This window comes from Mesorhizobium sp. M0514, assembly GCF_040321145.1.
Lineage (GTDB): Bacteria > Pseudomonadota > Alphaproteobacteria > Rhizobiales > Rhizobiaceae > Mesorhizobium.
This window is the reverse complement of the sequence record NZ_JAMYQZ010000047.1, coordinates 23,555-48,182: the sequence shown is the minus strand read 5'-3', so window position 1 is coordinate 48,182 and position 24,628 is coordinate 23,555. Positions and strand designations below refer to the sequence as shown.

Below are 24,628 nucleotides of genomic sequence, written 5' to 3'. Positions count from 1 at the left end.
GCGTGACATCGCGGCGCCCTTCGTGTATCGGAACTCGGCATCGCGCCAGCGGCGGCGCCCGCGCGAGGGCGGCCTGCCCAGGCTGCCACACGCAACAATGACGAGGTCCAGATGACGGCAAAGCCCCTCTATCGACGTGTCCTGCTGAAAGCGTCGGGCGAAGCGTTGATGGGCGAGCAGCATTTCGGCATCGATGTCTCGGTGGTCGACCGAATCGCCGCCGACATCGCCGAAGCCCGCGCACTTGGTATCGAGGTCGGCGTCGTCATTGGCGGCGGCAATATCTTTCGCGGCGTGGCGGTGGCATCCAAGGGCGGCGACCGCGTCACCGGCGACCACATGGGCATGCTGGCCACCGTCATCAACTCGCTGGCGCTGCGCACCTCGCTGAACAAGATCGGCGTCGACGCCGTCGTGCTGTCAGCCATAGCCATGCCCGAACTTTGCGAGAGTTTTTCCCAGCGCCAGGCCACCGCCTATATGAACCAGGGCAAGGTCGTCATTTTCGCCGGCGGCACCGGCAATCCGTTCTTCACCACCGATTCGGCCGCGGCCTTGCGCGCCGCCGAGATCGGCGCCGACGCGCTGTTCAAGGGCACCCAGGTCGACGGCGTCTATTCGGCCGATCCCAAGAAGGATCCGAATGCGACCCGCTTCGAGCGCATCAGCCATGCCGAAGTCATCAACAAGGGCCTTTCGATCATGGATACCGCCGCAATTGCACTTGCGCGCGAAAACAACATCCCGATAATCGTCTATTCGATCCACGAAAAAGGTGGTTTCGGCGATATTCTGCGGGGCGGCGGCCGTTGCACGATCGTCGCCGACGAATAATCCGGAGTATACTCTCCTAAAAAGGATCAGTTTTCGAAAGAGGGTCCGGATATAGGCCCTAAGCAGTGAACCCGGATCAAACGGGTCGAGGAGACTAAGATGAGTGGTGAGTTCGACGACCTCAAGCGGCGCATGGATGGCGCGATCGCCGCCTTCAAGCACGATCTGGCTTCGCTGCGCACCGGCCGTGCCTCCAGCAATCTGCTCGACGCCATCCAGGTCCAGGCCTACGGCACCACCATGCCCATCAACCAGGTGGCGAACGTGTCGGTGCCGGAGCCGCGCATGATCTCGGTTTCGGTATGGGATAAGTCGATGGTCGGCGCGGTCGACCGTGCCATCAGAGAATCCAATCTCGGCTTCAATCCGATCGTCGACGGCACCAATCTCAGAATTCCGCTGCCCGAGCTCAACGAGCAGCGCCGCAAGGAACTGGTCAAGATCTCGCATGGCTACGCCGAGAACGCCCGCGTCGCGGTGCGCCATGTCCGTCGCGACGGCATGGACTTCTTGAAGAAGGCCGAAAAGGACGGCGACATCAGCGAGGACGATCAGCGCAAGCGCTCCGATCAGGTCCAGAAGCTGACCGACGAGACGATCAGCACCATCGATCACCTGCTTTCCGATAAGGAAGCTGAAATCATGCAGGTTTAGGGTCGGCCCACACCGGCCCGAAAGCGAGACAATGGCAACGCCCGCGCATGTCGCGATCATCATGGATGGAAACGGACGCTGGGCCAAGGCGCGCGGCATGCCGCGGCTTGCCGGCCATCGCGCCGGCGTCGAAGCGCTGCGCAAGACGGTGCGCGCCGCGCCCGGTCTCGGCATTTCCTTCCTGACCGTCTACGCCTTTTCATCGGAAAACTGGTCGCGGCCCAAGGCCGAAGTCAGCGACCTGATGGGGCTTTTGAAACTGTTCATCCGCCGCGATCTGGCCGAACTGCACCAGAACGGCGTGCGCGTCAGGATCATCGGTGACAGGGCGGGGCTGCAGCCGGACATCAGGGGCCTGCTGGAAGAGGCCGAATCGCTGACTGCGCGCAATGAATCGCTGACCTTGGTCATCGCCTTCAACTATGGCGGGCGCGACGAGATCGTGCGCACGGCACGCAAGCTCGCAGCCGCAGTGGCGCGCGGCGAGATCGACGCCGAGGCGATCACGGCAGACACTTTTGCCGGCGCCCTCGACACCGCAGGCATTCCCGATCCGGAGCTGGTCATCCGCACCAGTGGCGAGCTTCGGCTGTCGAACTTCCTTCTGTGGCAGGCAGCCTACAGCGAACTGGTTTTTCTGCCTTGCTACTGGCCTGACTTCAGCCGCGAACACCTGGCCGACGCATTGCGCGATTTTGCTGGCCGCGAGCGCCGTTTTGGCGGGCTTGCCGCTCAAGATGTCGCTGCCTCGTGATCGGCGGCGGGATGAACAATCTTCAGCTTCGCATCGTCTCGGCGCTGGTGCTGGCCGCAATAGCGCTTGGCCTGACCTGGTTGGGAGGGCTGTGGTTCCGCCTGCTTTGCGCCGGGATATCGGCGGTCATCTTCTATGAATGGGCGCGCATGTCGCGCCCCTTGGCCGGTGCGACCCTCGGCTTCATTCCCGAAGCGCTGCTTCTGGTTTTCGTCGTCGCCCTGGTTGCAGGCGTGCCGGCATCGTGGCTTCTGTCTCTTGTCCTGGCCATGGTTGTGGTCGCTGCTATCGGCGCCCGTATGCGTGGAGCGGCGCAATGGGATGCAGCCGGTCTTGCCTACGCGGCTTTGTCCGGCTTATCGCTGGCGCTGCTGCGGGGCGGCGACCATCCCGGCCTAGTCGCAATCCTGTTTCTGTTCGCCGTGGTCTGGGCGACCGACATCTTCGCCTATTTCGTCGGCCGCTCCGTCGGTGGGCCCAAGCTCGCGCCATCTATATCCCCCGGCAAGACGCAGAGCGGCGCGCTTGGCGGCGCTGTCGGCGGCGTGGCCGCCGGCGTGCTTCTGGCTGCCGCCGCCGGGGCCGGCAATCTTGGCGTCCTCGCCTTGGTTGCGCTGGTGCTGTCGATTGTTGCCCAGGCTGGCGATCTCTTCGAATCCTGGGTCAAGCGCCGCCACGGCCGCAAGGATTCAAGCGCGTTGATACCCGGGCATGGCGGTGTCATGGACAGGGTGGACGGGCTTGTCGCGGCGGCTTTTGCCCTATACGTGATCGGCTGGATTTCGGCGGGCGCCGATCATCCGGCGCAGGGGCTGTTTCCGGCTTGAGTGTTTTCACGGCGAAGAAATGGCGCACGCCACGGATTCGCCTGGATTGATGTCACAGTCGCGGCGACACCTTTTGCCGCGGGTGAATTTGAGGGCATGACTTGAACGAAATTCTTCACGCGTTTTTCAGCACGGAAGGCTTTGTCCTCGGCACGCTGGTGCCGTTTCTGTTCGTGCTGACCGTGGTCGTCTTCATTCACGAAATGGGCCATTACCTGGTCGGCCGCTGGTGCGGCATTGGCGTGAAGGCCTTTTCGATCGGCTTCGGCCCCGAACTTCTCGGCTTCAACGACAGCCACGGCACGCGCTGGAAGCTCTGCGCCATACCGCTCGGCGGTTATGTCAAATTCGTCGGCGACATGAGCGCCACGTCGAGCCAGCCGAGTTCGGAAGATCTGGAAACGCTGACTGACGCTGAACGCAAGGTCGCCTTCCACACGCAACCCATCTGGAAACGCGCCGCCACGGTGGTGGCCGGACCCTTGTTCAACTTCCTTTTGACCATTGCCGTCTTTGCCGTGCTGTTTTCCCTCTATGGCCGCCCTGTGTTTGAGCCGATGGTGGCGGCGGTCACCGCCGGCAGTCCAGCCGAAAGGGCCGGCATTTTGCCAGGCGACCGATTCGTCGCCGTCGACGGCAGCAAGGTTGAGACCTTCGCCGACGTCCAACGTCTGGTCTCAGGCCGCGGCGGCGACGCCATCACCTTCACCATGTTGCGCGACGGCAAGGAGGTCACCGTCGTCGCGACGCCGGAGCCGATGGAGCAGCTGGACGCGCTGGGCAACAAGGTCAAGGTGGCCGTCATCGGCGTCGTCAACAACAAGGATGTCGGCCAGCCCAGGCTGATCACCTACAGCCCTGTCGGAGCAGTCGGCGCCGCGGTCGAGGAGACGGGGCACGTCATTCAGCGCACCGGCCAGTTCCTGCAGCGATTCGTTGTCGGCCGCGAAGACAAATGCCAGCTGGGCGGCCCGATCAAGATCGCCAAGATGTCGGGGCAGGCGGCAAAGCTGGGCTTCCTATGGCTGGTGCAACTCGTCGCCGGGCTGTCGGTCGGGATCGGAATTCTGAACCTTTTGCCGATTCCCCCCCTCGACGGCGGCCATCTCCTGTTCTACGCACTCGAAGCCGTTTTCCGGCGTCCGGTATCGGAGCGGATGATGGAAATGGGATACCGGGCCGGCCTCTTTCTGGTGCTGGGATTTATGGGCTTCGTCTTCTGGAACGATCTGTTTGGGTGCTGAAATCATGAAGAAATTTGGCTTCAGCACCGGCAATGTTGAGACGCCGTTTACCATGCACGGGGGTATGCGTGACGCGAAAGCCACGCATCAGGGTTAAGTAATTACAAATTAACCTGAAGCCTTGCGTGTAGGGAAAATCCGGTTAATACGGTAGGAGAAATTACCGCACGTCCGGTTTTCTCGCCGTGGGGACTTCGAGAAAAGGTACAAAAGCCCGATGAAGGCAGCATCCAAATTTTTGAGCGCCGCGTCCGCGGTGGCTATGTCCGCCGCTCTGGTTGTACCAGGTGCGCTCGCCGTGCAGTTCGTTGCCACATCTGCGGCGGAGGCAGCCGTTGTCTCGAGAGTCGAGGTCAGCGGCAACCAGCGTGTCGACGCCGACACCATCCGCAACTACATCACCATCAAGCCGGGCAAGGCGTTTTCCAGCGCCGATATCGACGATGCGGTCAAGGCGCTGTTCGGCACCGGGCTGTTCTCGGACGTGCAGATCAATCAGGTCGGTTCGACGCTGGTGGTCAAGGTTGCCGAATATCAGGTCGTCAACCAGGTTCTGTTCCAGGGCAACAAGAAGCTCAAGGACAATGCGCTGGCAGTCGCCGTGCAGTTGAAGCCGCGCGGGACGTTCTCGCAGGCAACGCTGGACTCCGATGTCGAGGCGGTGAAGGCTGCCTACAGGCGGATTGGCCGCGATGACGCCACTGTCACGACGCAGATCATGGATCTCGGCGACAACCGCGTGAACGTGGTCTTCAACATCAACGAAGGCGGCCGCACCAAGATCGCCGCTGTCAATTTCGTCGGCAACAGCGCCTATTCGAGCCGCCGCCTGTCTGACGTCATCGCCACCAAGCGCTCGAGCTTCCTGTCCTTCGTGCTGCGTGACGACGTCTATGACGAGGACAAGCTCCGCGCCGACCAGGAATCGCTGCGCCGCTTCTATTACAATCACGGCTATGCCGACTTCCAGGTGGTCTCAGCTGTCGGCGAGCTCGACGACACGACCAACCAGTACACCGTTACCATCACCGTCCAGGAAGGCGACCGCTATACGTTCGGCGACGTCAGCGTCGAGAGCACCATTCCCGAAGTCGACTCGAAGGCGCTGGAATCGGTGGTTCAGACCCACAAGGGCGACGTCTACAACGCCAAGGATGTCGAGGACACCATCATCGCGCTGACCGAAAAGGTCGCGGGTTCGGGCTATGCCTTCGCCCAGGTGACGCCTCGCGGTGATCGCAACTTCGAGAACCACACCATTTCGGTCGTCTATACGATCGACCAGGGCACCAAGGCCTATATCGAGCGCATCGAAATCCGCGGCAACGACCGCACACGCGACTATGTCATTCGTCGTGAGTTCGATGTCAGCGAAGGCGACGCCTTCAACCAGGTTCTTATCCAGCGCGCGAAGAAGCGGCTGGAAGCGCTGGATTATTTTGAGAAAGTCGACATCTCGACTGTTCCCGGTTCCGAGCCTGACCAGGTCGTGCTCGTGGTTGACGTGGTTGAGAAATCGACCGGCGAGTTCTCTGTCGGCGCAGGTTATTCGACCGGTGGCGACACTGCCGGTCCGTCTGTCGAAGGTTCGGTCGCGGAGCGCAACTTCCTCGGTCGCGGCCAGTACATCAAGGTTTCGGCGGGTGGCGGCAAGAATTCGCGCGACTACAGCCTGTCTTTTACCGAGCCATATTTCCTCGGGCGCCGTATCGCCGCCGGCTTCGACATCTTCCAGCAGACCCGAAATTATTCGGACTACGAGAGCGAGACGCTGGGTGCGACCGTTCGCTTCGGCCTGCCGATCACCGACAATATCTCGACGCAGCTAGCGTACAATATCGCGCAGGAAAAGTATAAGTTCGACAAAGACTGCGATAAGAACGGAAACGGCATAATCGACCCCGGCCCTCCGCTGGAATGTGATGTCTCAAAGGCAATACAGGAAGGCGTTGAAGACAGCCCATGGCTCAAGTCCTCAGTCAGCCTTGGACTGGTCTACAACACCATCGACGACATGAAGAGCCCGCATGAAGGCATCTACGCCACCACGACTGTGGAAGTGGCCGGTCTTGGTGGCGATGCCAAATTCGTCAAGGTTACTGGTCGCGGCACTGTCTATCAGACCCTGTCCGAACAGCTGGATCTGGTCGGCCTGATCTCGGGCGGAGCGGGCCATATCGCGGGCTATGGCGATAATGGCCTGCGCATCTTCGATCAGTTCAAGAGCAGCGACCGCATGATCCGCGGCTTCGAGTATGGCGGTATCGGCCCTGTGGATACTGCAACGGGTGATCACCTCGGCGGTACCACCTATTTCAATGCTTCGGCGGAAGCTCAGTTCCCGATACCGGTCATTCCGGAAAGCTTTGGCGTGCGCGGTGCTGTGTTTGCTGATGCTGCAACGCTTTACGGCAGCAAGATCGACACCGCCGGCGTCACTCAGGCCTCGGTTGATATGAAGCTGCGCGCCTCGGTTGGTGTCGGCTTGTTGTGGTCATCCCCTTTCGGCCCGATCCGCATTGACTATGCGATGCCCGTCAAGAAGGAAAAGACCGACGACGTGCAGGAATTCAACTTCGGCATGTCGAGCCGCTTCTGATCTTGCGGTAACGATGCTTCCGGGCCGTTGGGGTCCGGAAGAGAATTGATCCGACCTAGCTGGATATTGCTTCTGGAATGACCGATCCGGTGTTCTTCGCGCCATCACGCCGGTATACGGCCGGCGAAGTCGCGAATCTGACCGGCGCATCGCTTGTCGATTCCGATCTTGCCCACATATCGATCGATGCGTTGGCGCCAGCGAACGAAGGCGGCGAGGGTGCGCTCGTCTTCGTCGACGGCAAGCGCAATTTCGCGCTGATGCAGTCGCTGAAGGCGGCGGCCGTGTTTTGTCCCGCCGAGTTCGCGGGCAAGGCGCCGGCCGGCATCGCGGTTCTGGTGCATTCGCGCCCGCAGCAGGCCTTCGCCATGATCGGCCGGCTGCTGTTCCCGACAGCGGCTACGCCGGGGCCGATGACCAGCGAAACCGGGGTCTCGCCGCAAGCTCATGTCGATGCCACGGCGCATATCGAGGCCGGGGCGATCATCGAGGCCGGAGCGGTCATCGGCCCCCGCGCTTCCATCGGCAGCGGAACGGTCATTGCCCCCCACGCCGTTATCGGTCCGTCATGCCAGATCGGCCGTGACGGCTACATTGGGCCGGGTGTCAGTGTTCAGTATGCGCTGATCGGCAACCGCGTCATCATTCATGGCGGCGCCAGGATAGGCCAGGACGGCTTCGGCTTTGTCGGCGGCGCCAAAGGCCCTGAGCGTGTGCCGCAGGTCGGCCGCGTCATCATCCAGGACGATGTCGAAATCGGCTCGAACACGACCGTCGATCGCGGCGCCATGTCGGATACGGTCATCGGTCAGGGCACCAAGATCGACAATCTGGTGCAGATCGCCCATAACGTTCGCATCGGCCGCAATTGCATTATTGCCGGGCTCTCTGGTATTTCCGGCTCCGTCACCGTCGGCGACGGTGTCACCATGGGCGGCGGCGTTGGCCTTGCCGATCATTTGACCATCGGATCAGGGGCCAAGCTTGCTGCAAGAAGCGGGTTCATGAGCAACGTGCCGGCGGGCGAGATCTGGGGAGGCTATCCGGCGCAGCCGATGGCGGAAGCCATGCGCGAGATCGCCATGCTGAGGAAGCTCGCCAGGACGCGCAAGCAGGGCGAAGGGGGAAGTAGCTGAGATGGTGCCGGCGACGCTCGAAGCGGTCGATATATTGGGGTTGATGAAGCTTTTACCGCATCGCTATCCCTTCCTGATGATCGATCGCATCATCGAAATCGACGGCAATGATTCTGCCATCGGCATCAAGAACGTGACCATCAATGAGCCGCATTTCCAGGGCCATTTCCCGGATCAGCCGGTGATGCCGGGCGTGCTCATCGTCGAGGCCATGGCGCAGACCGCCGGGGCGATCTGCATCCGTAACCTCAACACGGAAAAGCCGTCGCTGGTCTATTTCCTGACCATCGATAATGCGAAATTCCGCAAACCGGTCGTCCCGGGCGACCAGTTGAAAATCCACGTCAAGAAAATCAAGATGCGCGGCAACCTGCTCAAATTCGCCTGCGAGGCCATGGTGGAGGGCACAAAGGCCGCCGAAGCCGAGATCTCGGCAATGATGGTTACCGGCTGACGGTTCGAAATGCTCATGAAAATACAGACTTCAATCCACCCCTCGGCCGTCATCGAGGCCGGCGCGCAGATCGGCGAAGGCGCCGCAATAGGACCTTTCTGCTATGTCGGCGCTGACGCCGTGATCGGTGACCGCGTCGAACTGGTCAGCCATGTCTCGGTGCTGGGCGCGACAACCATTGGCGCCGCGACCAAGGTCTATCCAATGGCGACACTGGGCGGACCGCCGCAGAACACCAAGCACAAGGGCGGCCGCACCACTTTGGTCATCGGCCAGAACTGCACGATCCGCGAAGGCGTGACCATGCATCTCGGCACCGATTCCAGCCGCGGCGAGACGACCGTCGGCGACAACGGCAATTTCCTTGCCTATGCCCACATTGCCCATGATTGCGTCGTCGGTAAAAACGCCACCTTCGCCAATGGCGCGACCCTGGGCGGCCATTGCGAGGTCGGTGACAGCGTCTATATTGGCGGCCTCAGCGCCGTTCATCAGTTCGTGCGTGTTGGTGACAACGCCTTTCTCGGCGGCTGCTCGGCTTTTGTCGGCGATGTCATTCCCTACGCCATTGCTGTGGGCAATCGCGCCAGCCTGCGTGGACTCAACATCATCGGCCTGAAGCGCGCGGGGTTGCCGCGCGCCGAAATCTACCTGCTGCGCAAGGCTTACAAGACCATCTTCGACCGCTCCCGCACTGTCGGCGAGAACATCGAATTCGCCAAGGCCGAGTTTGCGTCGTCGCCGACGGCCATGAAAATCATCGATTTCATCACCAGTCGCGGCAAGCGGCATTTTGCCGTCCCGTCGCTTAAGGGTGGCGACGGCGACGATGCCGATGACGAGGGCTGAGGCCACTTCAACGGGCCTCGATCTTGCGCCGGACGCCAGGGTCGGCATCATTGCCGGCGGCGGTAGCTTGCCGGTCGAAGTTGCCGCCGGCCTGGCGGAGGCCGGACATCCGCCCGTCATCATCCTGGTCGAAGGTCAGGCCGACCGTCAGTCCGACCTCACAATCTATGAGCATGAAAGCCTTGCGCTGGAAGACATCGGCTCGCTGGTTGCGTTGCTGAGGCGCCGGCGAATCACCCATCTTGTGCTTGCCGGCGAGATCAGGCGCAGGCCGCGGTTGGTCGACATGCGTCCGAACCTTGGGCTACTGGCACTTATACCCTCGCTCGCCATGGCGCTTGCCCGCGGCGATGACGGGCTGTTGAAGATATTGACCCGCGGCCTGGAGGCACGGGGCGTCAAGGTTGTCGGTGCGCATGAAGTCGTGCCCCGGCTCGTCGCGGCCGAAGGGCCGCTGACCAAAGCAGCGCCGCGAAAGTCCGACTGGCGCGATATCGAGGCGGCACACGCGGCGGCAAAGGCCATCGGCGCGCTCGACATTGGTCAGGCGGCAATTGCCATCGGTGGCCGCACTGTTGCCCTGGAAGGCGTCGAGGGCACCCACGGACTGCTCGAGCGGACGCAGCAGTTGCGCGGCCATGGCAGGCTGGCCGGCAAGACGCGCGGTGTCCTGGTCAAATGCGCCAAGCCTGGCCAGGAATTGCGTGCCGATCTGCCATCTATCGGCCCCCGGACCGTCGAGGCGGCGCATGCCGCGGGGCTCGCCGGCATTGCCGTCGAAGCCGGCCGTTCGCTCATCCTCGAAGGCCCCGCCGTTGTCGCGCGCGCCAATGCGCTCGGCCTGTTCGTGTTCGGCCTGCCGGCTGCGGAGTCTGTCCATGGCAGCTGAGAAGCCGCTGAAGATTGCCATCGTCGCCGGCGAAGAATCCGGCGACCTGCTGGGCGCCGACATCGTGCAGGCGCTGAAGCGCATGACCGGGCGCGAGGTGCAACTCGTCGGCACTGGCGGGCGGCATCTGCAGGCGCTCGGACTGGCGCCGCTGTTCGACGGCGCCGAGATCGCGCTGATGGGGCTCAGCGCCATCCTGCGTGACTTGCCGCGCCTGATGCGGCGGATCAGCCAGACGGCAAGTGCTGTCGCCGCCGAAAAACCCGACTGTCTGATCACCATCGACAGCCCCGATTTCTCGTTGCGCGTCGCCAAAAAGATCCGCGCCGCCGATCCGTCGATCCCGATCGTCCATTATGTCTGCCCGAGCGTCTGGGCGTGGCGGCCGGGTAGGGCGGCCGCGATGAAGCCGTATGTCGACCACATACTGTGCATCCTGCCTTTCGAGGTAAAGGAGCTCAGCCGTCTCGGCGGCCCGCCCGGCACTTACGTCGGACATCGCCTCACGCATGATCCAGGCGTGCTGGGCGCGGCCAGGGCGCAAGCCCAGCCACGCGATCTCTCGGCCGATCACGTCAAGACGCTGCTCGTCCTGCCAGGGTCGCGGCGCGGCGAGGTGAGCCGGCTTATCGGTCCGTTCGGCGAGACGGTGTCGGCGCTGCGCGCGCGTGGCCACCGGCTGCGGCTGTTGCTGCCGACGGTGCCGCATGTCGCCGAACTGGTCAAAACATCGGTGGCGCGCTGGGATCAGGAGCCGGAAGTCATCCTCGATCCCGAGCGCAAGTGGCAGGCCTTCGGCAAGGCCGATGCGGCGCTGATCGCGTCAGGAACGGTGTCGCTGGAACTGGCGTTGTCGGGTGTACCGATGATCTCTTGCTACAAGTTCGATCCGATCATGCTGATGGCGCAGAGCCTGATCACGGTGTGGAGCGCTGCTTTGCCCAACCTTATTGCCGACCGGCCGGTCGTGCCGGAAAGCTACAACCAGTATGTGCGGCCGCACTATCTGGCGCGGCAGCTCGAGGCACTGTTTTCAGACACCGCCTACCGCGCCTGGCAAAAGGACGGCTTTGGCGAGGTTGCCAGACGCATGGCCACCGACAGGCCCTCCGGCGACATCGCCGCCGATGTCGTTCTTCGCCACATCGGGAGAGCGAATAGGCCTTAGTGAATAGTGAATAGTGAATAGTGAATAGTGAATAGTGAATAGGATTAACGCGCTCTCGCCTATAATCAAGCTGCTACTTACTACCTGCTATTCACTACTTACCATTCACCATTCACTCTCTTTCACCTTTTCGCAATCGGCACGTAGTCGCGTTCCGGCGCGCCGGTGTAGAGCTGGCGCGGACGGCCGATCTTCTGGTGGGGATCCTCGATCATTTCCTTCCACTGCGCGATCCAGCCGACGGTGCGGGCGACCGCGAACAGTACGGTGAACATGGTGGTGGGGAAGCCCAGCGCCTTCAGCGTGATGCCGGAATAGAAATCGACGTTCGGATAGAGCTTCTTCTCGATGAAGTAGGAATCGGTCAGCGCGATCTTTTCCAGCTCCATGGCGATGTCAAGCAGCGGATCGTCCTTGATGCCGAGTTCGCCCAGCACCTCATGCGCCGTCTTCTGCATGATTTTCGCGCGAGGATCGTAGTTCTTATAGACGCGATGGCCGAAGCCCATCAGCCGGAACGGATCGTTCTTGTCCTTGGCGCGGGCGATGAATTCCGGGATGTGGTCGACGTGGCCGATCTCGCCCAGCATGTTGAGCGCCGCTTCGTTGGCGCCGCCATGCGCCGGGCCCCACAGGCAGGCGATGCCGGCGGCGATACAGGCGAACGGATTGGCGCCCGACGAGCCGGCAAGCCGCACCGTCGAGGTCGAGGCGTTCTGTTCGTGGTCGGCATGCAGGATGAAGATGCGCTCCATGGCGCGCGCCAGCACCGGATTGATCTTGTATTCCTCGCACGGCACCGCAAAGCACATGTGCAGGAAGTTGGCGGCGAAGTTCAGCTCGTTCTTCGGGTAAATGAAGGGCTGGCCGATATGGTATTTGTAGGCCATGGCCGCAATCGTCGGCATCTTGGCGATCAGCCGCATCGAGGCGACCATGCGCTGGTATGGGTCCGAAATGTCGGTGGAGTCGTGATAGAAGGCCGACAGCGCGCCGACCACACCGCACATCACAGCCATCGGATGCGCGTCGCGGCGAAAGCCGGTGAAGAAGCGCGACATCTGCTCGTGCACCATGGTGTGGCGCGTTACCCGGTAGTCGAAATCGTCCTTCTGCGCCTTGGTCGGCAGTTCGCCGTAGAGCAGGAGGTAGCAGACTTCGAGGAAGTCGCCATGCTCGGCCAGCTGGTCGATGGGGTAGCCGCGGTGAAGCAGGATGCCGGCATCGCCGTCGATGAAGGTTATCGCCGACTCGCAGCTCGCCGTCGAGGTGAAGCCGGGATCGTAGGTGAAGGCGCCGGTGGTGTTGTAGAGCGCACCGATGTCGATGACGTCGGGCCCGACCGAGCCGCTTCGCACCTTGAATTCATGCGTCTTGCCGGCCAGTTCGAGCGTGGCAGTCGACGGGTGCGTCGTCTTGCTGCCGGTTTCCAGTCTTGTCGCAGCTTCGCTCATTCTCAAACTCCTTCATGTTCCTCATGCCGGCAAGGCAATTCCTGCAAACGACACGTCGAAATCACCGGAATGCGCGAACTCGCCACCGCATTTTGGGAGGTGCGTGCCAGATTGGGCCAAGGCCTAATGTTGCACTGCGAAACCCGCCTTTCAATGCCAATCTTCTTGGGCCAGTTCGCTCCTAATCGATTTGATCCGCAATCCGCGCCAGGCTTTCCTCGCGGCCAAGCACGGCGAGCACGTCGAACACGCCGGGCGAGGTGCTGCGGCCGGTAAGGGCCGCCCGGAGCGGTTGGGCCACGGCGCCGAGCTTGTGGCCGCCTGCCGTCGCGAACTCGCGCACCGCGGCTTCAGCCGCGGCAGCCGACCAATCGCCCGAAACAGTCTGCAAAGCGGCATGTGCGCCGCGCAGGATCGCGCGCGCGTCGGCATTGAGCAGTGCTGCCGCCTTCTCGTCGATCGGCAGCGGCCGCTCGACGAACAGGAAGGCCGCGCCATCGGCCAGTTCCACCAGCGTCTTGGCGCGCTCTTTCAGGCCCGGCAAGGCGGCCAGCAGCTGCGCCTTCCTGGCATCGTCGAGACGGGCGGCGATAGCCGGTCCGCCTTCGAGGTATGGCAGAGTGGCGACGAAAATGTCGAACAGCTCGGTATCGGCCATCTTGCGCATATGCGCGCCGTTGATCGACTCGAGCTTGGCGAAGTCGAAGCGCGCCGCACCCTTGTTGACATCGCCGATGTCGAACCACGAAATCATGTCCTTGATCGACATGATCTCGTCGTCGCCATGGCTCCAGCCGAGCCGTGCCAGATAATTGAGCAGCGCCTCGGGCAGATAGCCCATGGCGCGATAAGCCTCGACGCCGAGTGCGCCGTGCCGCTTCGACAGCTTGGCGCCGTCGGCGCCGTGGATCAGCGGGATATGCGACATCGACGGGACGTCCCAGCCCATCGCGTTGTAGATCACCGTCTGGCGCGCGGCGTTGGTCAGATGGTCGTCGCCACGGATGATGTGGGTGACGCCCATGTCATGGTCGTCGACGACGACGGCATGCATGTAGGTCGGATTGCCGTCCGAGCGCAGTATGATGAAATCGTCGAGGTCCTTGTTGGGGAAGCGCACCTCGCCCTGCACACGGTCGTGCACCACGGTTTCGCCCTCGGTCGGCGCCTTGATGCGGATGGCGCCCTTGACGCCGGGAGGCGCCTCCGAGGGGGCACGATCGCGCCACTGGCCGTTGTAGCGAGGCGGCAGGCCCTTGGCGCGTGCGGCCTCGCGCATCGCCTCGAGCTCGGCAGGCGTCTCGTAGCTGTAATAGGCCTTGCCCAGGCGCACCAGCTCCTCGGCCACCTCACGGTGGCGCGGCGCGCGCTCGAACTGCGATATGGCCTCACCGTCCCAGGAAAGGCCGAGCCAGGTCAGCCCATCCAGAATGGCCTGTGTCGCCGCCTCGTTGAAGCGTTCGCGGTCGGTGTCCTCGATGCGCAGCACCATCGTGCCGCCGGTGTGCTTGGCGTACAGCCAGTTGAACAGCGCCGTGCGCGCGCCGCCGATATGCAGATAGCCGGTGGGCGAGGGGGCAAAACGGGTGACGACCGTGTCGGACATGGAACTCTCGGGAAGCTTGGAAAGCGGGGCGTGATCGCGCGGACTTTCGCGCTTTGCGCGTTCATGTAGCATAGGAGGTCTGGGGCGCAAGGGGCAGACCCGATGGCTGGACGAGGCCGGGGCACGTCGGCAATTATCGGTTGCGTCAACAGGCCGGAGCCTTGTAGCACAAAATCTGTTCGCACCTCCGCGCAACCTCATTTGGCAGCAGCGTCAATGTCTGGGTTTCATTCGGCTGCAGCGTCCGTCACAGTGCCTGGAACATCGCTGCGACGGTGGTAGCCCCCTCTGACGAGCGGACATTTCTTCACGGATGCGGCACTGCCCGACTACAACGCCGCCGTGACAGCGTTGGCTTGGTCACGCATATTGACCTTTCTGCAATCATTATCGTGAACACCGCAACTGTGTGCAGGCCGGTCTCGCCACGAAGGAGGCATGATTGAAAGAAGGACTACCGATGACCGAAAACGCCGACCATACGGAGGGTGATCCGTTCTACCATGGTACCCGGGCGGATTTGAAACCCGGGGATCTGCTGAGCGTCGGCCACCCTTCCAATTTCAGAGGTAAACCACTGTCATGGATCTATTTCACCCAGACACTGGAAGCCGTCATCTGGGGAGCAGAGCTTGCAACGGGTGACGGTCGTCAAAGGATTTACATCGTAAAGCCGACGGAGTTTTTTATGGATGACCCTAACCTGACCGACAAAAAATTTCCCGGTAATCCGACGAAATCCTACCGCTCCCGTGATCCGTTGCTCATCCTGGGTGAACTCGGTGAATGGCAGGGTCATACACCGGAACAATTGAAGGCAATGCACGATGGGCTTGCTCGCCTGAGAGCGGAGGGCCAGGATATGATTGAGGATTGAGCGTCCTTGCCAGGTGATGGTCGATTCCGGCGCGGTGGACGTGATCACGCGGACTTTCGCGCTTTGCGCGTTCATGTAGCATAGGGGTCTGGGGCGCAAGGGGCAGACCCGATGGCTGGACGTGGCCGGGGCACGAAGGAAGGCGAAGGCGCCGAGGCAAGCGTCAGCGAACGCTCGCTGTTTGCCGATAGTCCCTATGCCGAGCCGCTGCCTGAGCCGCATCCCGGCGTCGCGCCTGCGCTGCCCGGTCACGCGTTGCCGGCGCAAGTCACAGCGCCCGGATCTATCGCCCGTCTGCGCAGACGGCTTCGCCGTCCGTCATGGCCCGCGCTCCGCCGCAGCCTTGCCGTGGCCGCCAACACGGAGCTCGACCGGGGCGTCGCCTTCCTGCTGGTGCCGGTTTTCCTGGCGGCCGGCGTCATCATTTATTTCTCGCTGGCCGGCGAGCCCGGCTTTGCGCAGCCAATCGCCATTGTGGTGCTGGCGACATGTTGCGCTGTCGCCACGCGATCGCGGCCGAGGACGCATCTGTTCTGCATGGCCGCGATGCTGTGCGCGCTCGGCGTCGTCGCCGCCAAGGTCGAGACCTGGCGCGCCGGAACGCAGATGCTCGGCTCCGAGATCCAGACACGGCTGACCGGCCGCGTCGTCAGTCTCGAACAGATGGAGAGCGGGCGCATCAGGCTGGGCTCGACGTGGTTTCGACCGCTTACCCCAAGCTGCGCTACGCCCCGGAGCGGGTCAGGCTCTCGGCGCGGACCGTTCCCGCCGATATGACCGCCGGCTCCCTGATCACCGGCTATGCCAGGCTGTTGCCGCCGACCGGTCCGGTGCGGCCGGAGAGCTACGATTTCTCCTTCGACAGCTATTTCACCGGTATCGGCGGCAGCGGCTTCTTTCTCGGCAATCCGAAAACCATTGCTACGCAGGGACCGCCGCCGCTGGCCGCGCGGCTCTCCTCGGCAATCGAGAACGCGCGCGAAAACATTGCCGACCATATCAGGGGCAAGATCGGCGGCGCCGAAGGCGAGATTGCCGCGGCGTTGATTGTCGGGGTGCGCGCCGGCATCCCGGACGAGGTCAACGAAGCGATGCGGCGCACCGGCATCTACCACATCATCTCCATCTCCGGCCTGCACATGGCGCTGGTTGCCGGCACCATCATGGCGTTGCTGCGTGGCGCCTTTGCGCTGTTTCCCGATTTCTCCTCGCGCCGGCCGGTCAAGAAATATGCGGCCGCGGCAGCGCTTGTCTCGATCGCCGCCTATCTCGTCATTTCAGGCGTCGTGGTCGCCGCCGAGCGCAGCTTCATCATGCTGGCGGTCATGCTGGTCGCGGTACTCTTCGATCGTGCCGCGCTCACCATGCGCAATCTGGCGATCTCGGCCATCGCCGTTATCCTGGTGTCGCCGCATGAAGTCGTCGGTCCCAGCTTCCAGATGTCGTTTGCCGCCACTGCCGCCCTTGTCGGCGCCTATGCCGGCTGGGCCGATTACCGCGCCGACAAGGTGAGAACGCCACCGGCAAAGCGCTCCTTCGTCGGCTTCCTGTCGCGAAAATTCGCGCTGGCCATGGGCGGCCTCGCCATGACCTCGATCATCGCCGGCAGTGCAACCTTGCTGTTCGCCATCTGGCATTTTCAGCGTGTGTCGCCGCTCAGCCTGATCGCCAATCTAGCCGTGATGCCGATTGTATCGTTGATCGTCATGCCCTTTGCCGTGCTCAGCGCACTGGCGATGCCGTTCGGCGCCGACGGGCCGCTCCTCTATGTGATGGGCAAGGGTCTGATGGCGATGATCGCTATATCGGCCTGGATTTCCGAGCGCTCGCCGGTCGACGCCGTCGGGCTGATCTCCATCCGCTCGGTGCTGTTGGTGGCGGTCGCCCTCGTCATCGCCACCATGGCCACCACCTGGCTCAGGCTGGCGGCCGTGCCTTTCGCGCTGGCCGGCCTGTTGACGGTGCCGCAGGTGCTTACGCCCGACGTGCTCATATCCGAGGACGCACATCTGGTGGCCATGCCGATAGGTGGCGGCGAACTCGCCCTCAACCGCAAACGCTCCAACGAATTCACCACGGACAATTGGAAACGGGCGCTGCGGGCCGAAACCATTATCCCGCCCGAGATTTTCGAGGCAACAGATACGCGGTTCGATCTCGATCCGCTCGATCTGCCGCCCGGGTCGCCCTTCTATTGCATGGGCGATCTCTGTATCGCCCGACACCCTTCCGGAGCCATTGTAGCCCTTGCCAAAGACCGCAAGACGGCGCGGCCGGCCTGTGCCTTCGCGAGCCTGATCGTCATCGATGACGCCACCGCCTACAATCCGTGCCGCGACCCGCTGGTCCTGGTCGTGACGAAGAAGCAGCTGGCCCGCGACGGCAGCGCCGCTGTCTTCTTCGATCCGCAATCGGCAGCGGCAGCGCCAACCATCCGCTTCGCCGTCGACAAGCCGTATCGGCCCTGGCACGAGCAACGCCGCTTCTCCCGCGAAGCGCGCGGCCTGCCGCCTTACAACCAGCGTGAAAAGTACAAACCCAAGCCGGCTCAGTAGCGCCGGATCAGCCCGACCAGCTTGCCTTGCACCTTGACCCTGTCGGGGCCAAAAATGCGGGTCTCGTAGGCCGGGTTGGCGGCTTCCAGGGCGATCGAGGCGCCCTTGCGGCGGAAGCGTTTCAGGGTCGCTTCCTCATCGTCGACCAACGCCACCACGATCTCGCCGGGGCTGGCTGTGTTGGCATTGCGGATGATGACCGTGTCGCCATCGAAAATGCCGGCCTCGATCATAGAATCGCCCTTGACCTCGAGCGCGTAGTGTTCGCCGCCCATGATCATGTCGGGCGGCACCGAGATCGAATGGGTCTGATGCTGGATGGCGTCGATCGGCACGCCGGCGGCGATGCGTCCCATAACCGGGATTGAAATCGCGGAAACGGCATCGTCATTGCCGGCCGACATCGAACGCGACGGCGAGCCCGGCTTGATCTGGCGGCCGAGACCGCCTTGGCCCATCGCGCCTTGTCCTTGGCCGCCGTGCCCTTGCCCGGTTTGACCAAGACTGCCCTGAATGACGCTCGGCGAAAACTTCCTCGCCGCATTGAGACCTGGTGCGATCGAGTCGGGCAGCCGCAGCACTTCCAGCGCGCGCGCCCGGTTCGGCAGCCGGCGAATGAAACCGCGCTCCTCAAGCGCCGTGATCAGGCGGTGGATGCCGGACTTGGAGGCGAGGTCGAGCGCTTCCTTCATCTCGTCGAAGGACGGCGGGATTCCGCTCTCCTTCAGGCGTTCATGGATGAACATCAGAAGCTCATGTTGTTTGCGCGTTAGCATCGCGGCCCCCAAGGGTTCTGAAACCAGAATCAGAAAAAACAAACCCAGAACAAACACTATCTGTTCCAGTTGTGTTCCGCAACCTTTTAAAGTTTAATGAATGTGTTGACGTTTTGTTCAGCGTAACGTTCGGCGCTGCGAGCGCCGCCTGCGCCCAGTTGCCAGCAACGGGGTGAAACGAAGACAAAGTGCCCTGCGTCGTCGGCTACGATCGCCGCTTCCTTTTCGGACGGGGCTGCGCAGCATCCGCGCCGGGTTCACTCTGGGCATAGACCTGCAGCGTGTAGCCGATGTGAGCGGTCATCAGAGTTTTCGCACGTTTGACGTCGCGATCGAGGGCCGCTTCCATCAGGGCGGTATGGTGTTCGATCGCCACGGCGTCGCGCAGGGCCGCCACGGCCTTCCGGTGTCCATCCGTGCGGCCGGCGGCGGCGCGCAGCGTCGGGGCCAGACCCAGAAAGCGGTGATGGCGATGCAATTGGTCGGAAATCGTCGCATTGAAGCGCAGCAGCCAGCTGGATGTCGCGGCACTGAGCAGCGCCGCATGGAAGGCATCGTGTTTTTCGGACCACGCGTCGACCGCATCATCCGATGGATCGTCGAGAACAGACCCGCACCGTGAGAGACGATAGTGGGCGGCAACGACCGCGTCTTCCCACTCACGGTCGCCCTTCTCGATCGATTCCACCAGCAGGGGCAGTTCGACCACCAGCCGCGCACGCGCCAAATCCTCGAGCTCCGCCCGAGAGACGGGAGCGACCGCAAACCCGCGGTTGCTGATGGCGGTCACAAGCCGTTCCGCCTCCAGCCGCGACAGCGCCTCGCGCAACGGCGTCCAGCCGATGCCGTAGGTGTTGCGCAGCGTGCTCAGCTTCAACGGCGCGGCAGGCGCCAGCTGGGTCGCAAGAATATCGCGCCTGAGCAGGCGATAGGCCACTTCCGTCTTCGAGGTCTGCTCGTCATCCAGCATCGTGATCCATCAGACATAAACGCTCGGCGGATCATTATATATCAAAGCCTTTCAATGGGTGAATTATATATAATGTTTGACAGTTCAAGGGCGACCACTCAAGGTCGCCGGCATGTTTGGGCGGCAGGCTCCGCCGCGCGCGTTTGTCCATGGAGGGGCGCCGGATCATGAGCACGACACCCGATCTCGCTACAATCGAAGCAATGGATGCCGCCGATCCGCTGCGCTCCATGCGTGAACGCTTTGTCTTGCCGCAAGGCGTGATTTATCTCGACGGCAATTCGCTGGGTGCCGCGTCACCAGCCGTCTTCAGCGAATTGCAGCAGGCCGCCACGCAGGAATGGGCGCACGACCTCATTCGCGCCTGGAACACGGCTGGCTGGTTCAACATGCCGGTGGAACTGGGAGATCAGCTCGGACGACTGATCGGCGCGGCTGACGGGCAGACGGTGGTCTGCGACACAACCTCGATCAACGTCTACAAGCTGCTGCACGCCGCGCTCGGCATGCGGCCGGCTCGGTCGGTCATCGTTGCCGAGGGCGACAGTTTCCCGACCGACCTCTACATGGCCGAAGGCGTCGCCTCGACCCGGCCGGGAACGCGGCTGCGGCTGGAGGGCGTCGACGCGGCCGCAATCGAGGAGCTGATCGACGACAGCGTTGCCGTCATCCTGGTCAACCACGTCAACTACAAATCCGGCCAGTTGCGCGACATGGCGGCGCTGACGCGCAAGGCACATGACGCCGGCGCGCTGATCATCTGGGATCTCTGCCACACCGCCGGCGCCTTGCCGGTCGAACTCGACCGTGCCAATGCCGATTTCGCTGTCGGCTGCACCTACAAATACCTCAATGGCGGCCCGGGCTCGCCGGCCTTCATCTACGCGGCCGAGCGCCACCATGGTGACATCAGCCAGCCGCTCAGCGGCTGGTGGGGCCATGCGCGGCCGTTTGCCTTCGAGCAGGGCTTTGCCGTCGGCAGCGGCATCCGCCGCTTCCTATGCGGAACGCAGCCGGTGCTGTCGATGCGGGCGCTCAAGGGCGCGCTCGATATCTGGAACGACGTCGACATGGCGGCGGTGCGCAGAAAAAGCATCGCGCTGACCGACCTGTTTATCCAGCTCGTCGAAGCCAGATGCGGCGCCTACGGGCTTGAACTGGAAAGTCCTCGCGACGGCAGCCAGCGCGGCAGCCAGGTGTCGTTCCTCCACCCGCATGGCTACCAGGTGATGCGGGCGCTGATCGAGCGCGGCGTGATCGGCGATTTTCGGGCGCCGTCGACCATCCGTTTCGGCTTCACGCCGCTCTATGTCGGTTATAGCGATGTCTGGCAGGCGGTCGAAGCGCTGGAGGATATTTTGCGCACCGGCGCCTGGCAGGACGCCCGCTTCGCGGTGAAGACCGCGGTTACCTGAGAAACTAGAGCAATTTCAGGAAAAGTGTGAAGCGGTTTTCCGTCCGCAATTGCGTCAAATCAAAGAGCTAGAGCATTTCGCCGTTTACGTTAAACGGCGAAATGCTCTAGAGCCGGGTACGGACCGTCCAGAGCTCCGGAAACAGCACGACCTCCAGCATCTTCTTCAGGTAGGAGGCGCCTGAGGTGCCGCCCGTGCCGCGCTTCAAGCCGATGATGCGCTCGACCGTTGTGACGTGGTTGAAGCGCCAGCGGCGGAAATAATCCTCGAAGTCGACCAGCTTCTCGGCCAGTTCGTAGAGCATCCAGTAGCGCTGCGGGTCGCGGTAGACGGTTTGCCAGGCAGCCAGCACTTCTTCGTTCTCGACGCGCGTCTCGCGCCAGTCCGTGCGACTGGCGTCGGCGCCGATGTCGAAGCCATTGCGCGCCAAAAGCAGAAGCGCCTCGTCATAGAGCGACGGCGTGGCCAGGATGGCTTCCAGCCTGTCCGTAAGGTCGGGCCGGTGCTTGTGCGGCCCGAGCATGGCAAGGTTGCGGTTGCCGGCCATGAACTCGATGGCGCGGTACTGCCACGACTGGAAGCCCGAGGATTGGCCGAGCGCGTCGCGAAACTCGGTGTATTCGCTTGGCGTCATCGTGCGCAGCACGTCCCAGGCATTGTTGAGCTGCTCGAAGATGCGCGCGACGCGAGACAGCATCTTGAAGCTCGGTTCGAGGCGGTCGGCGCGGATAGAGCGGATCGCGGCGCCGATCTCGTGCAAAGCGAGCTTCATCCACAATTCCGATGTCTGATGCTGGATGATGAACAGCATCTCGTCATGGGCCGAAGACAGCGGCGCCTGCGCATCGAGCACCTTGTCCAGCTGCAGATAGTCGCTGTAGGACATCCGCTCCTTGAACGACATCTGCGCGCCATCGGACGCCGGATCGTGCGGCTTAATCAATTGCTCTTCTCCGCGCGCAACCGGAAGCGCTGGATCTTGCCGGTCTGGGTTTTGGGCAAGGCGTCGATGAACTTCACCGAACGCGGATATTTGTAGGGCGCGATCGTTGCCTTGACGTGGTCCTGCAGGCGTTTGACGGTCAATGCGTCCGGCGAAACACCTTGCACAAGCACGATATGCGCCTCGACGATCTGGCCGCGTTCACCGTCCTCGGCGCCGGTCACCGCGCATTCGGCGACGTCGGGATGCGAGAGCAGCGCCGCTTCGACCTCGGGGCCGGCGATGTTGTAGCCGGCGCTGACGATCATGTCGTCGGAACGCGCGGCGAAGTGGAAGAAGCCATCCTCGTCCTGCGTGAACGTATCGCCGGTGAGATTCCAGCCGTCGCGGACATAGTCCTTTTGCCTGGCATCGGCCATGTAGCGGCAGCCGGTCGGGCCGCGCACCGCCAGCCGGCCAGTAGAGCCGCGCGGCAACTCCCGCATCTCGTCATCGACGATGCGTGCCTGATAGCCGCCGACGGGTTTGCCGGTGGAGGCCGGCTTCATGTCGTCGAAGCGGTTGGAGATGAAGATATGCAGCATCTCGGTGGCGCCGATCCCATCGAGGATCGGCTTGCCGGTCTTCCGCGTCCATTCCTCGAAGACAGGCGCCGGCAGCGTCTCGCCCGCCGAAACCGCGACGCGCAGCGAGGACAGGTCAGCGCCTTCATCCATCGCCTTGAGCATGGCGCGATAGGCTGTCGGCGCGGTGAAGGAAATGGTCGCTTTGTAAGTCTCGATGATGTGGATCATGTTGGGCGGCGTCGCCTGTTCCAGCAGCGTCGCCGCGGCGCCGAAACGCAGCGGGAAGATGGCGAGCCCGCCAAGACCGAAGGTAAAGGCAAGGGGCGGGGAACCGACGAAGATGTCGTCGGGCGTCACCTCCAGGATTTCGCGGGCATAGGCGTCGGCGATGATCAGCAGGTCGCGGTGGAAATGCATCGTCGCCTTCGGCACGCCGGTGGTGCCGGAGGTGAAGCCGAGCAGGGCGACATCGTCGCGGCCGGTGTTGACGGCAGTGAAGGTGACCGGCTTGTCGAGGGCGGCGCGGTCGAGTTCCGCGTCATGGTTGGCCGTGCCGTCGAAGCCAATGACCTGCTTGAGATACGCACTGCCCTTGGCGCAGGCGGTCATCTCGTCCATCAGCCTCGTATCGCAAAGTGCGACCGTGATTTCCGCCTTGTCGACGATCTTGGCGAGTTCGCCGGCACGCAACATCGGCATGGTGTTGACGACCACCGCGCCCACCTTGGTGGCGGCCAGCCAGCAGGCGACCATGGCCGGATTGTTGGACGAGCGGATCAGCACCCGGTTGCCCGGCTTGACACCGTAATTCTCGACCAACGCATGGGCGAGCCTGTTGGTCCAGTCGGACAGTTCCTTGTAGGTGCGGCGGCGGCCATTGCCGATCAGCGCGGTGTGGTCGCCGAAGCCTTTTTCGACCAGCCTGTCGGTCAATTCGACGCCGGCATTTATGTGGTCGGGATAGTCGAAGCCGTCGAGCAAAAACTCCGGCCATTGCTCCGGCGGCGGCAGGTTGTCACGCGTGAATGTGTCGATATGCGCTGATGGCCCAAGCATTTTCGGCTGCCCCTGTCTGCCTCGCGCCCATGGCTGAACAAGGCGCAGGATCGCACCAGTCGAAATTTGTTTCAAGCCTAAAATGTTTTTAGGTCGCAGCATTGACGCCGCCCTGTTCGGCGGCCATTCCTGTCGACTGAACTGAAGCCATCCGGGAGGGATGCAGATGCTCGAACATCGTGTTGCCGATTGGGACAATGCCTACGCCAACGGCGACAACATTGCCGGCAGCAATCGCTGGCCGGCCGCGTGGGACACACCGGCACAGGCTTTTCGCGACACAATGTCGGCGTCCGGTCGGGCCAAGCTCGACATCTCCTATGGCGACAGTCCACGCAACAGGCTCGATCTGTTCCTTCCCGATGTCATGCCCAAAGGGCTCGTCGTCTTCATCCATGGCGGTTACTGGAAGGCGTTCGACAACAAGCCATGGTCGCATCTGGCCAACGGCGCGGTTGCCAATGGCTTTGCCGTGGCAATGCCGACTTACACGCTTTGTCCCGACATACGCATTTCCGGCATCGTCAGGGAAATCGCGGCGGCGATCGGCAAAGCGGCGACGATGGTCGGCGGGCCGGTGATCCTGACCGGGCATTCCGCCGGCGGCCATCTCGCCTCCAGGATGGTGACGACAACGACGCCTCTGGCCGCCGATGTGGCCGGCCGCATACGCAATGTCGTCTCGATCTCCGGGGTTCATGATCTGCGGCCGATCATGCGCACGGGGATGAACGCGACACTGGCCATCGATGAAGCGGAAGCACTGGCCGAAAGCCCGGTTCTGCTGCGCCCCATGCAGGGCGCGCGCATCACCTGCTGGGCCGGCGGCGGCGAGCGGGCGGAGTTCCTGCGCCAGAATGCGCTGCTTGCCAACATCTGGATCGGCCTCGGCGCCACGACCAGCACAGTGGTCGAGCCGGACCGGCATCATTTCAGCATCGTCGACGGGCTTGCCGATCCGACACATCCGCTGACGCGGACATTGCTGGCGTAGTAACAAAC

The 24,628-nt window shown here is 62.7% G+C and carries 20 protein-coding genes and 1 pseudogene; 15 read left to right on the top strand and 6 right to left on the bottom strand.

Annotated elements, in window-relative coordinates; translation table 11 throughout:
* Positions 1-111: 111 nt before the first annotated feature.
* The 11 genes from pyrH to lpxB all read left to right on the top strand — a co-directional run bounded on the left by pyrH (position 112) and on the right by lpxB (position 11,408).
* Entirely contained in the window at positions 112-834 is a 723-nt protein-coding gene (pyrH, locus tag NKI61_RS19645) for a UMP kinase (RefSeq protein WP_023671026.1), read from the top strand.
* Positions 835-933: 99 nt separating this feature from the next.
* Positions 934-1,488 (top strand): ribosome recycling factor, encoded by a 555-nt coding sequence (gene frr / locus NKI61_RS19640; RefSeq protein WP_023671027.1) that lies wholly within the window; start codon positions 934-936, stop codon positions 1,486-1,488.
* Between the two features lie 31 nt (positions 1,489-1,519).
* Positions 1,520-2,242, top strand: a complete 723-nt coding sequence (locus tag NKI61_RS19635) for an isoprenyl transferase (RefSeq protein ID WP_023748403.1) — start codon at positions 1,520-1,522, stop codon at positions 2,240-2,242.
* A gap of 11 nt (positions 2,243-2,253) precedes the next feature.
* Positions 2,254-3,069 carry a phosphatidate cytidylyltransferase gene (locus NKI61_RS19630; protein ID WP_023738711.1) on the top strand — a complete coding sequence of 272 codons (816 nt, stop codon included), beginning with the start codon at positions 2,254-2,256 and terminating at the stop codon, positions 3,067-3,069.
* A 101-nt stretch (positions 3,070-3,170) separates the two neighbouring features.
* On the top strand, positions 3,171-4,313 hold the full coding sequence (gene rseP / locus NKI61_RS19625; protein ID WP_023688578.1) for an RIP metalloprotease RseP: 1,143 nt from the start codon (positions 3,171-3,173) through the stop codon (positions 4,311-4,313).
* Between the two features lie 217 nt (positions 4,314-4,530).
* Positions 4,531-6,912, top strand: a complete 2,382-nt coding sequence (bamA, locus tag NKI61_RS19620) for an outer membrane protein assembly factor BamA (protein ID WP_352840323.1) — start codon at positions 4,531-4,533, stop codon at positions 6,910-6,912.
* A 77-nt stretch (positions 6,913-6,989) separates the two neighbouring features.
* Complete coding sequence (lpxD, locus tag NKI61_RS19615; protein WP_352840321.1) at positions 6,990-8,048, top strand: UDP-3-O-(3-hydroxymyristoyl)glucosamine N-acyltransferase; 1,059 nt, start codon at positions 6,990-6,992, stop codon at positions 8,046-8,048.
* Position 8,049: 1 nt separating this feature from the next.
* Complete coding sequence (gene fabZ / locus NKI61_RS19610; RefSeq protein ID WP_023684696.1) at positions 8,050-8,502, top strand: 3-hydroxyacyl-ACP dehydratase FabZ; 453 nt, start codon at positions 8,050-8,052, stop codon at positions 8,500-8,502.
* A 15-nt stretch (positions 8,503-8,517) separates the two neighbouring features.
* A complete protein-coding gene (lpxA, locus tag NKI61_RS19605; RefSeq protein WP_023706235.1) occupies positions 8,518-9,351 on the top strand; it encodes an acyl-ACP--UDP-N-acetylglucosamine O-acyltransferase in 834 nt (277 codons plus the stop codon).
* Positions 9,338-10,240: an LpxI family protein gene (locus NKI61_RS19600; RefSeq protein ID WP_352840319.1), complete on the top strand. Its 903-nt coding sequence runs from the start codon at positions 9,338-9,340 to the stop codon at positions 10,238-10,240. The genes lpxA and NKI61_RS19600 overlap by 14 nt, the downstream gene beginning before the upstream one ends.
* The gene (gene lpxB / locus NKI61_RS19595) at positions 10,230-11,408 is read left to right on the top strand and encodes a lipid-A-disaccharide synthase (protein WP_023684699.1); all 1,179 of its coding nucleotides are present in this window, start codon (positions 10,230-10,232) and stop codon (positions 11,406-11,408) included. The genes NKI61_RS19600 and lpxB overlap by 11 nt, the downstream gene beginning before the upstream one ends.
* A gap of 122 nt (positions 11,409-11,530) precedes the next feature.
* On the opposite strand, the gene gltA is transcribed toward lpxB, so the two are convergent.
* Positions 11,531-12,862, bottom strand: coding sequence for a citrate synthase (gene gltA, locus NKI61_RS19590; RefSeq protein WP_023671037.1), 1,332 nt, complete (start codon positions 12,860-12,862; stop codon positions 11,531-11,533).
* A 181-nt stretch (positions 12,863-13,043) separates the two neighbouring features.
* Positions 13,044-14,468 carry a glutamate--tRNA ligase gene (gene gltX / locus NKI61_RS19585; RefSeq protein ID WP_023715818.1) on the bottom strand — a complete coding sequence of 475 codons (1,425 nt, stop codon included), beginning with the start codon at positions 14,466-14,468 and terminating at the stop codon, positions 13,044-13,046.
* Positions 14,469-14,928: 460 nt separating this feature from the next.
* Here gltX and arr point away from each other — a divergent pair, with 460 nt between their 5' ends.
* Both arr and NKI61_RS19575 read left to right on the top strand, forming a co-directional pair.
* Positions 14,929-15,345: an NAD(+)--rifampin ADP-ribosyltransferase gene (gene arr / locus NKI61_RS19580; protein WP_352840326.1), complete on the top strand. Its 417-nt coding sequence runs from the start codon at positions 14,929-14,931 to the stop codon at positions 15,343-15,345.
* Between the two features lie 111 nt (positions 15,346-15,456).
* Positions 15,457-17,900: pseudogene (locus NKI61_RS19575) on the top strand (ComEC/Rec2 family competence protein).
* Here NKI61_RS19575 and lexA read toward each other — a convergent pair.
* A complete protein-coding gene (gene lexA, locus NKI61_RS19570; protein ID WP_352840317.1) occupies positions 17,894-18,676 on the bottom strand; it encodes a transcriptional repressor LexA in 783 nt (260 codons plus the stop codon). The pseudogene NKI61_RS19575 and the gene lexA sit on opposite strands and share 7 nt — an antisense overlap.
* 205 nt (positions 18,677-18,881) lie before the next feature.
* Positions 18,882-19,646, bottom strand: coding sequence for a GntR family transcriptional regulator (locus NKI61_RS19565; RefSeq protein WP_352840315.1), 765 nt, complete (start codon positions 19,644-19,646; stop codon positions 18,882-18,884).
* A 167-nt stretch (positions 19,647-19,813) separates the two neighbouring features.
* Between NKI61_RS19565 and kynU the strand changes: the two genes are divergently transcribed.
* Positions 19,814-21,061: a kynureninase gene (gene kynU, locus NKI61_RS19560; RefSeq protein ID WP_352840313.1), complete on the top strand. Its 1,248-nt coding sequence runs from the start codon at positions 19,814-19,816 to the stop codon at positions 21,059-21,061.
* Positions 21,062-21,167: 106 nt separating this feature from the next.
* Here the strand turns inward: kynU and kynA are convergent, their stop codons facing one another.
* Together kynA and NKI61_RS19550 are read right to left on the bottom strand one after the other, a co-directional pair.
* A complete protein-coding gene (gene kynA, locus NKI61_RS19555) occupies positions 21,168-22,004 on the bottom strand; it encodes a tryptophan 2,3-dioxygenase (protein ID WP_027049448.1) in 837 nt (278 codons plus the stop codon).
* Positions 22,001-23,626 (bottom strand): AMP-binding protein, encoded by a 1,626-nt coding sequence (locus tag NKI61_RS19550; protein WP_352840311.1) that lies wholly within the window; start codon positions 23,624-23,626, stop codon positions 22,001-22,003. The genes kynA and NKI61_RS19550 overlap by 4 nt, the downstream gene beginning before the upstream one ends.
* A gap of 160 nt (positions 23,627-23,786) precedes the next feature.
* On the opposite strand from NKI61_RS19550, the gene NKI61_RS19545 reads away from it, so the two are divergent.
* Positions 23,787-24,620, top strand: a complete 834-nt coding sequence (locus NKI61_RS19545; RefSeq protein WP_502899907.1) for a hormone-sensitive lipase — start codon at positions 23,787-23,789, stop codon at positions 24,618-24,620.
* The last annotated feature ends 8 nt before the right edge of the window (positions 24,621-24,628 follow it).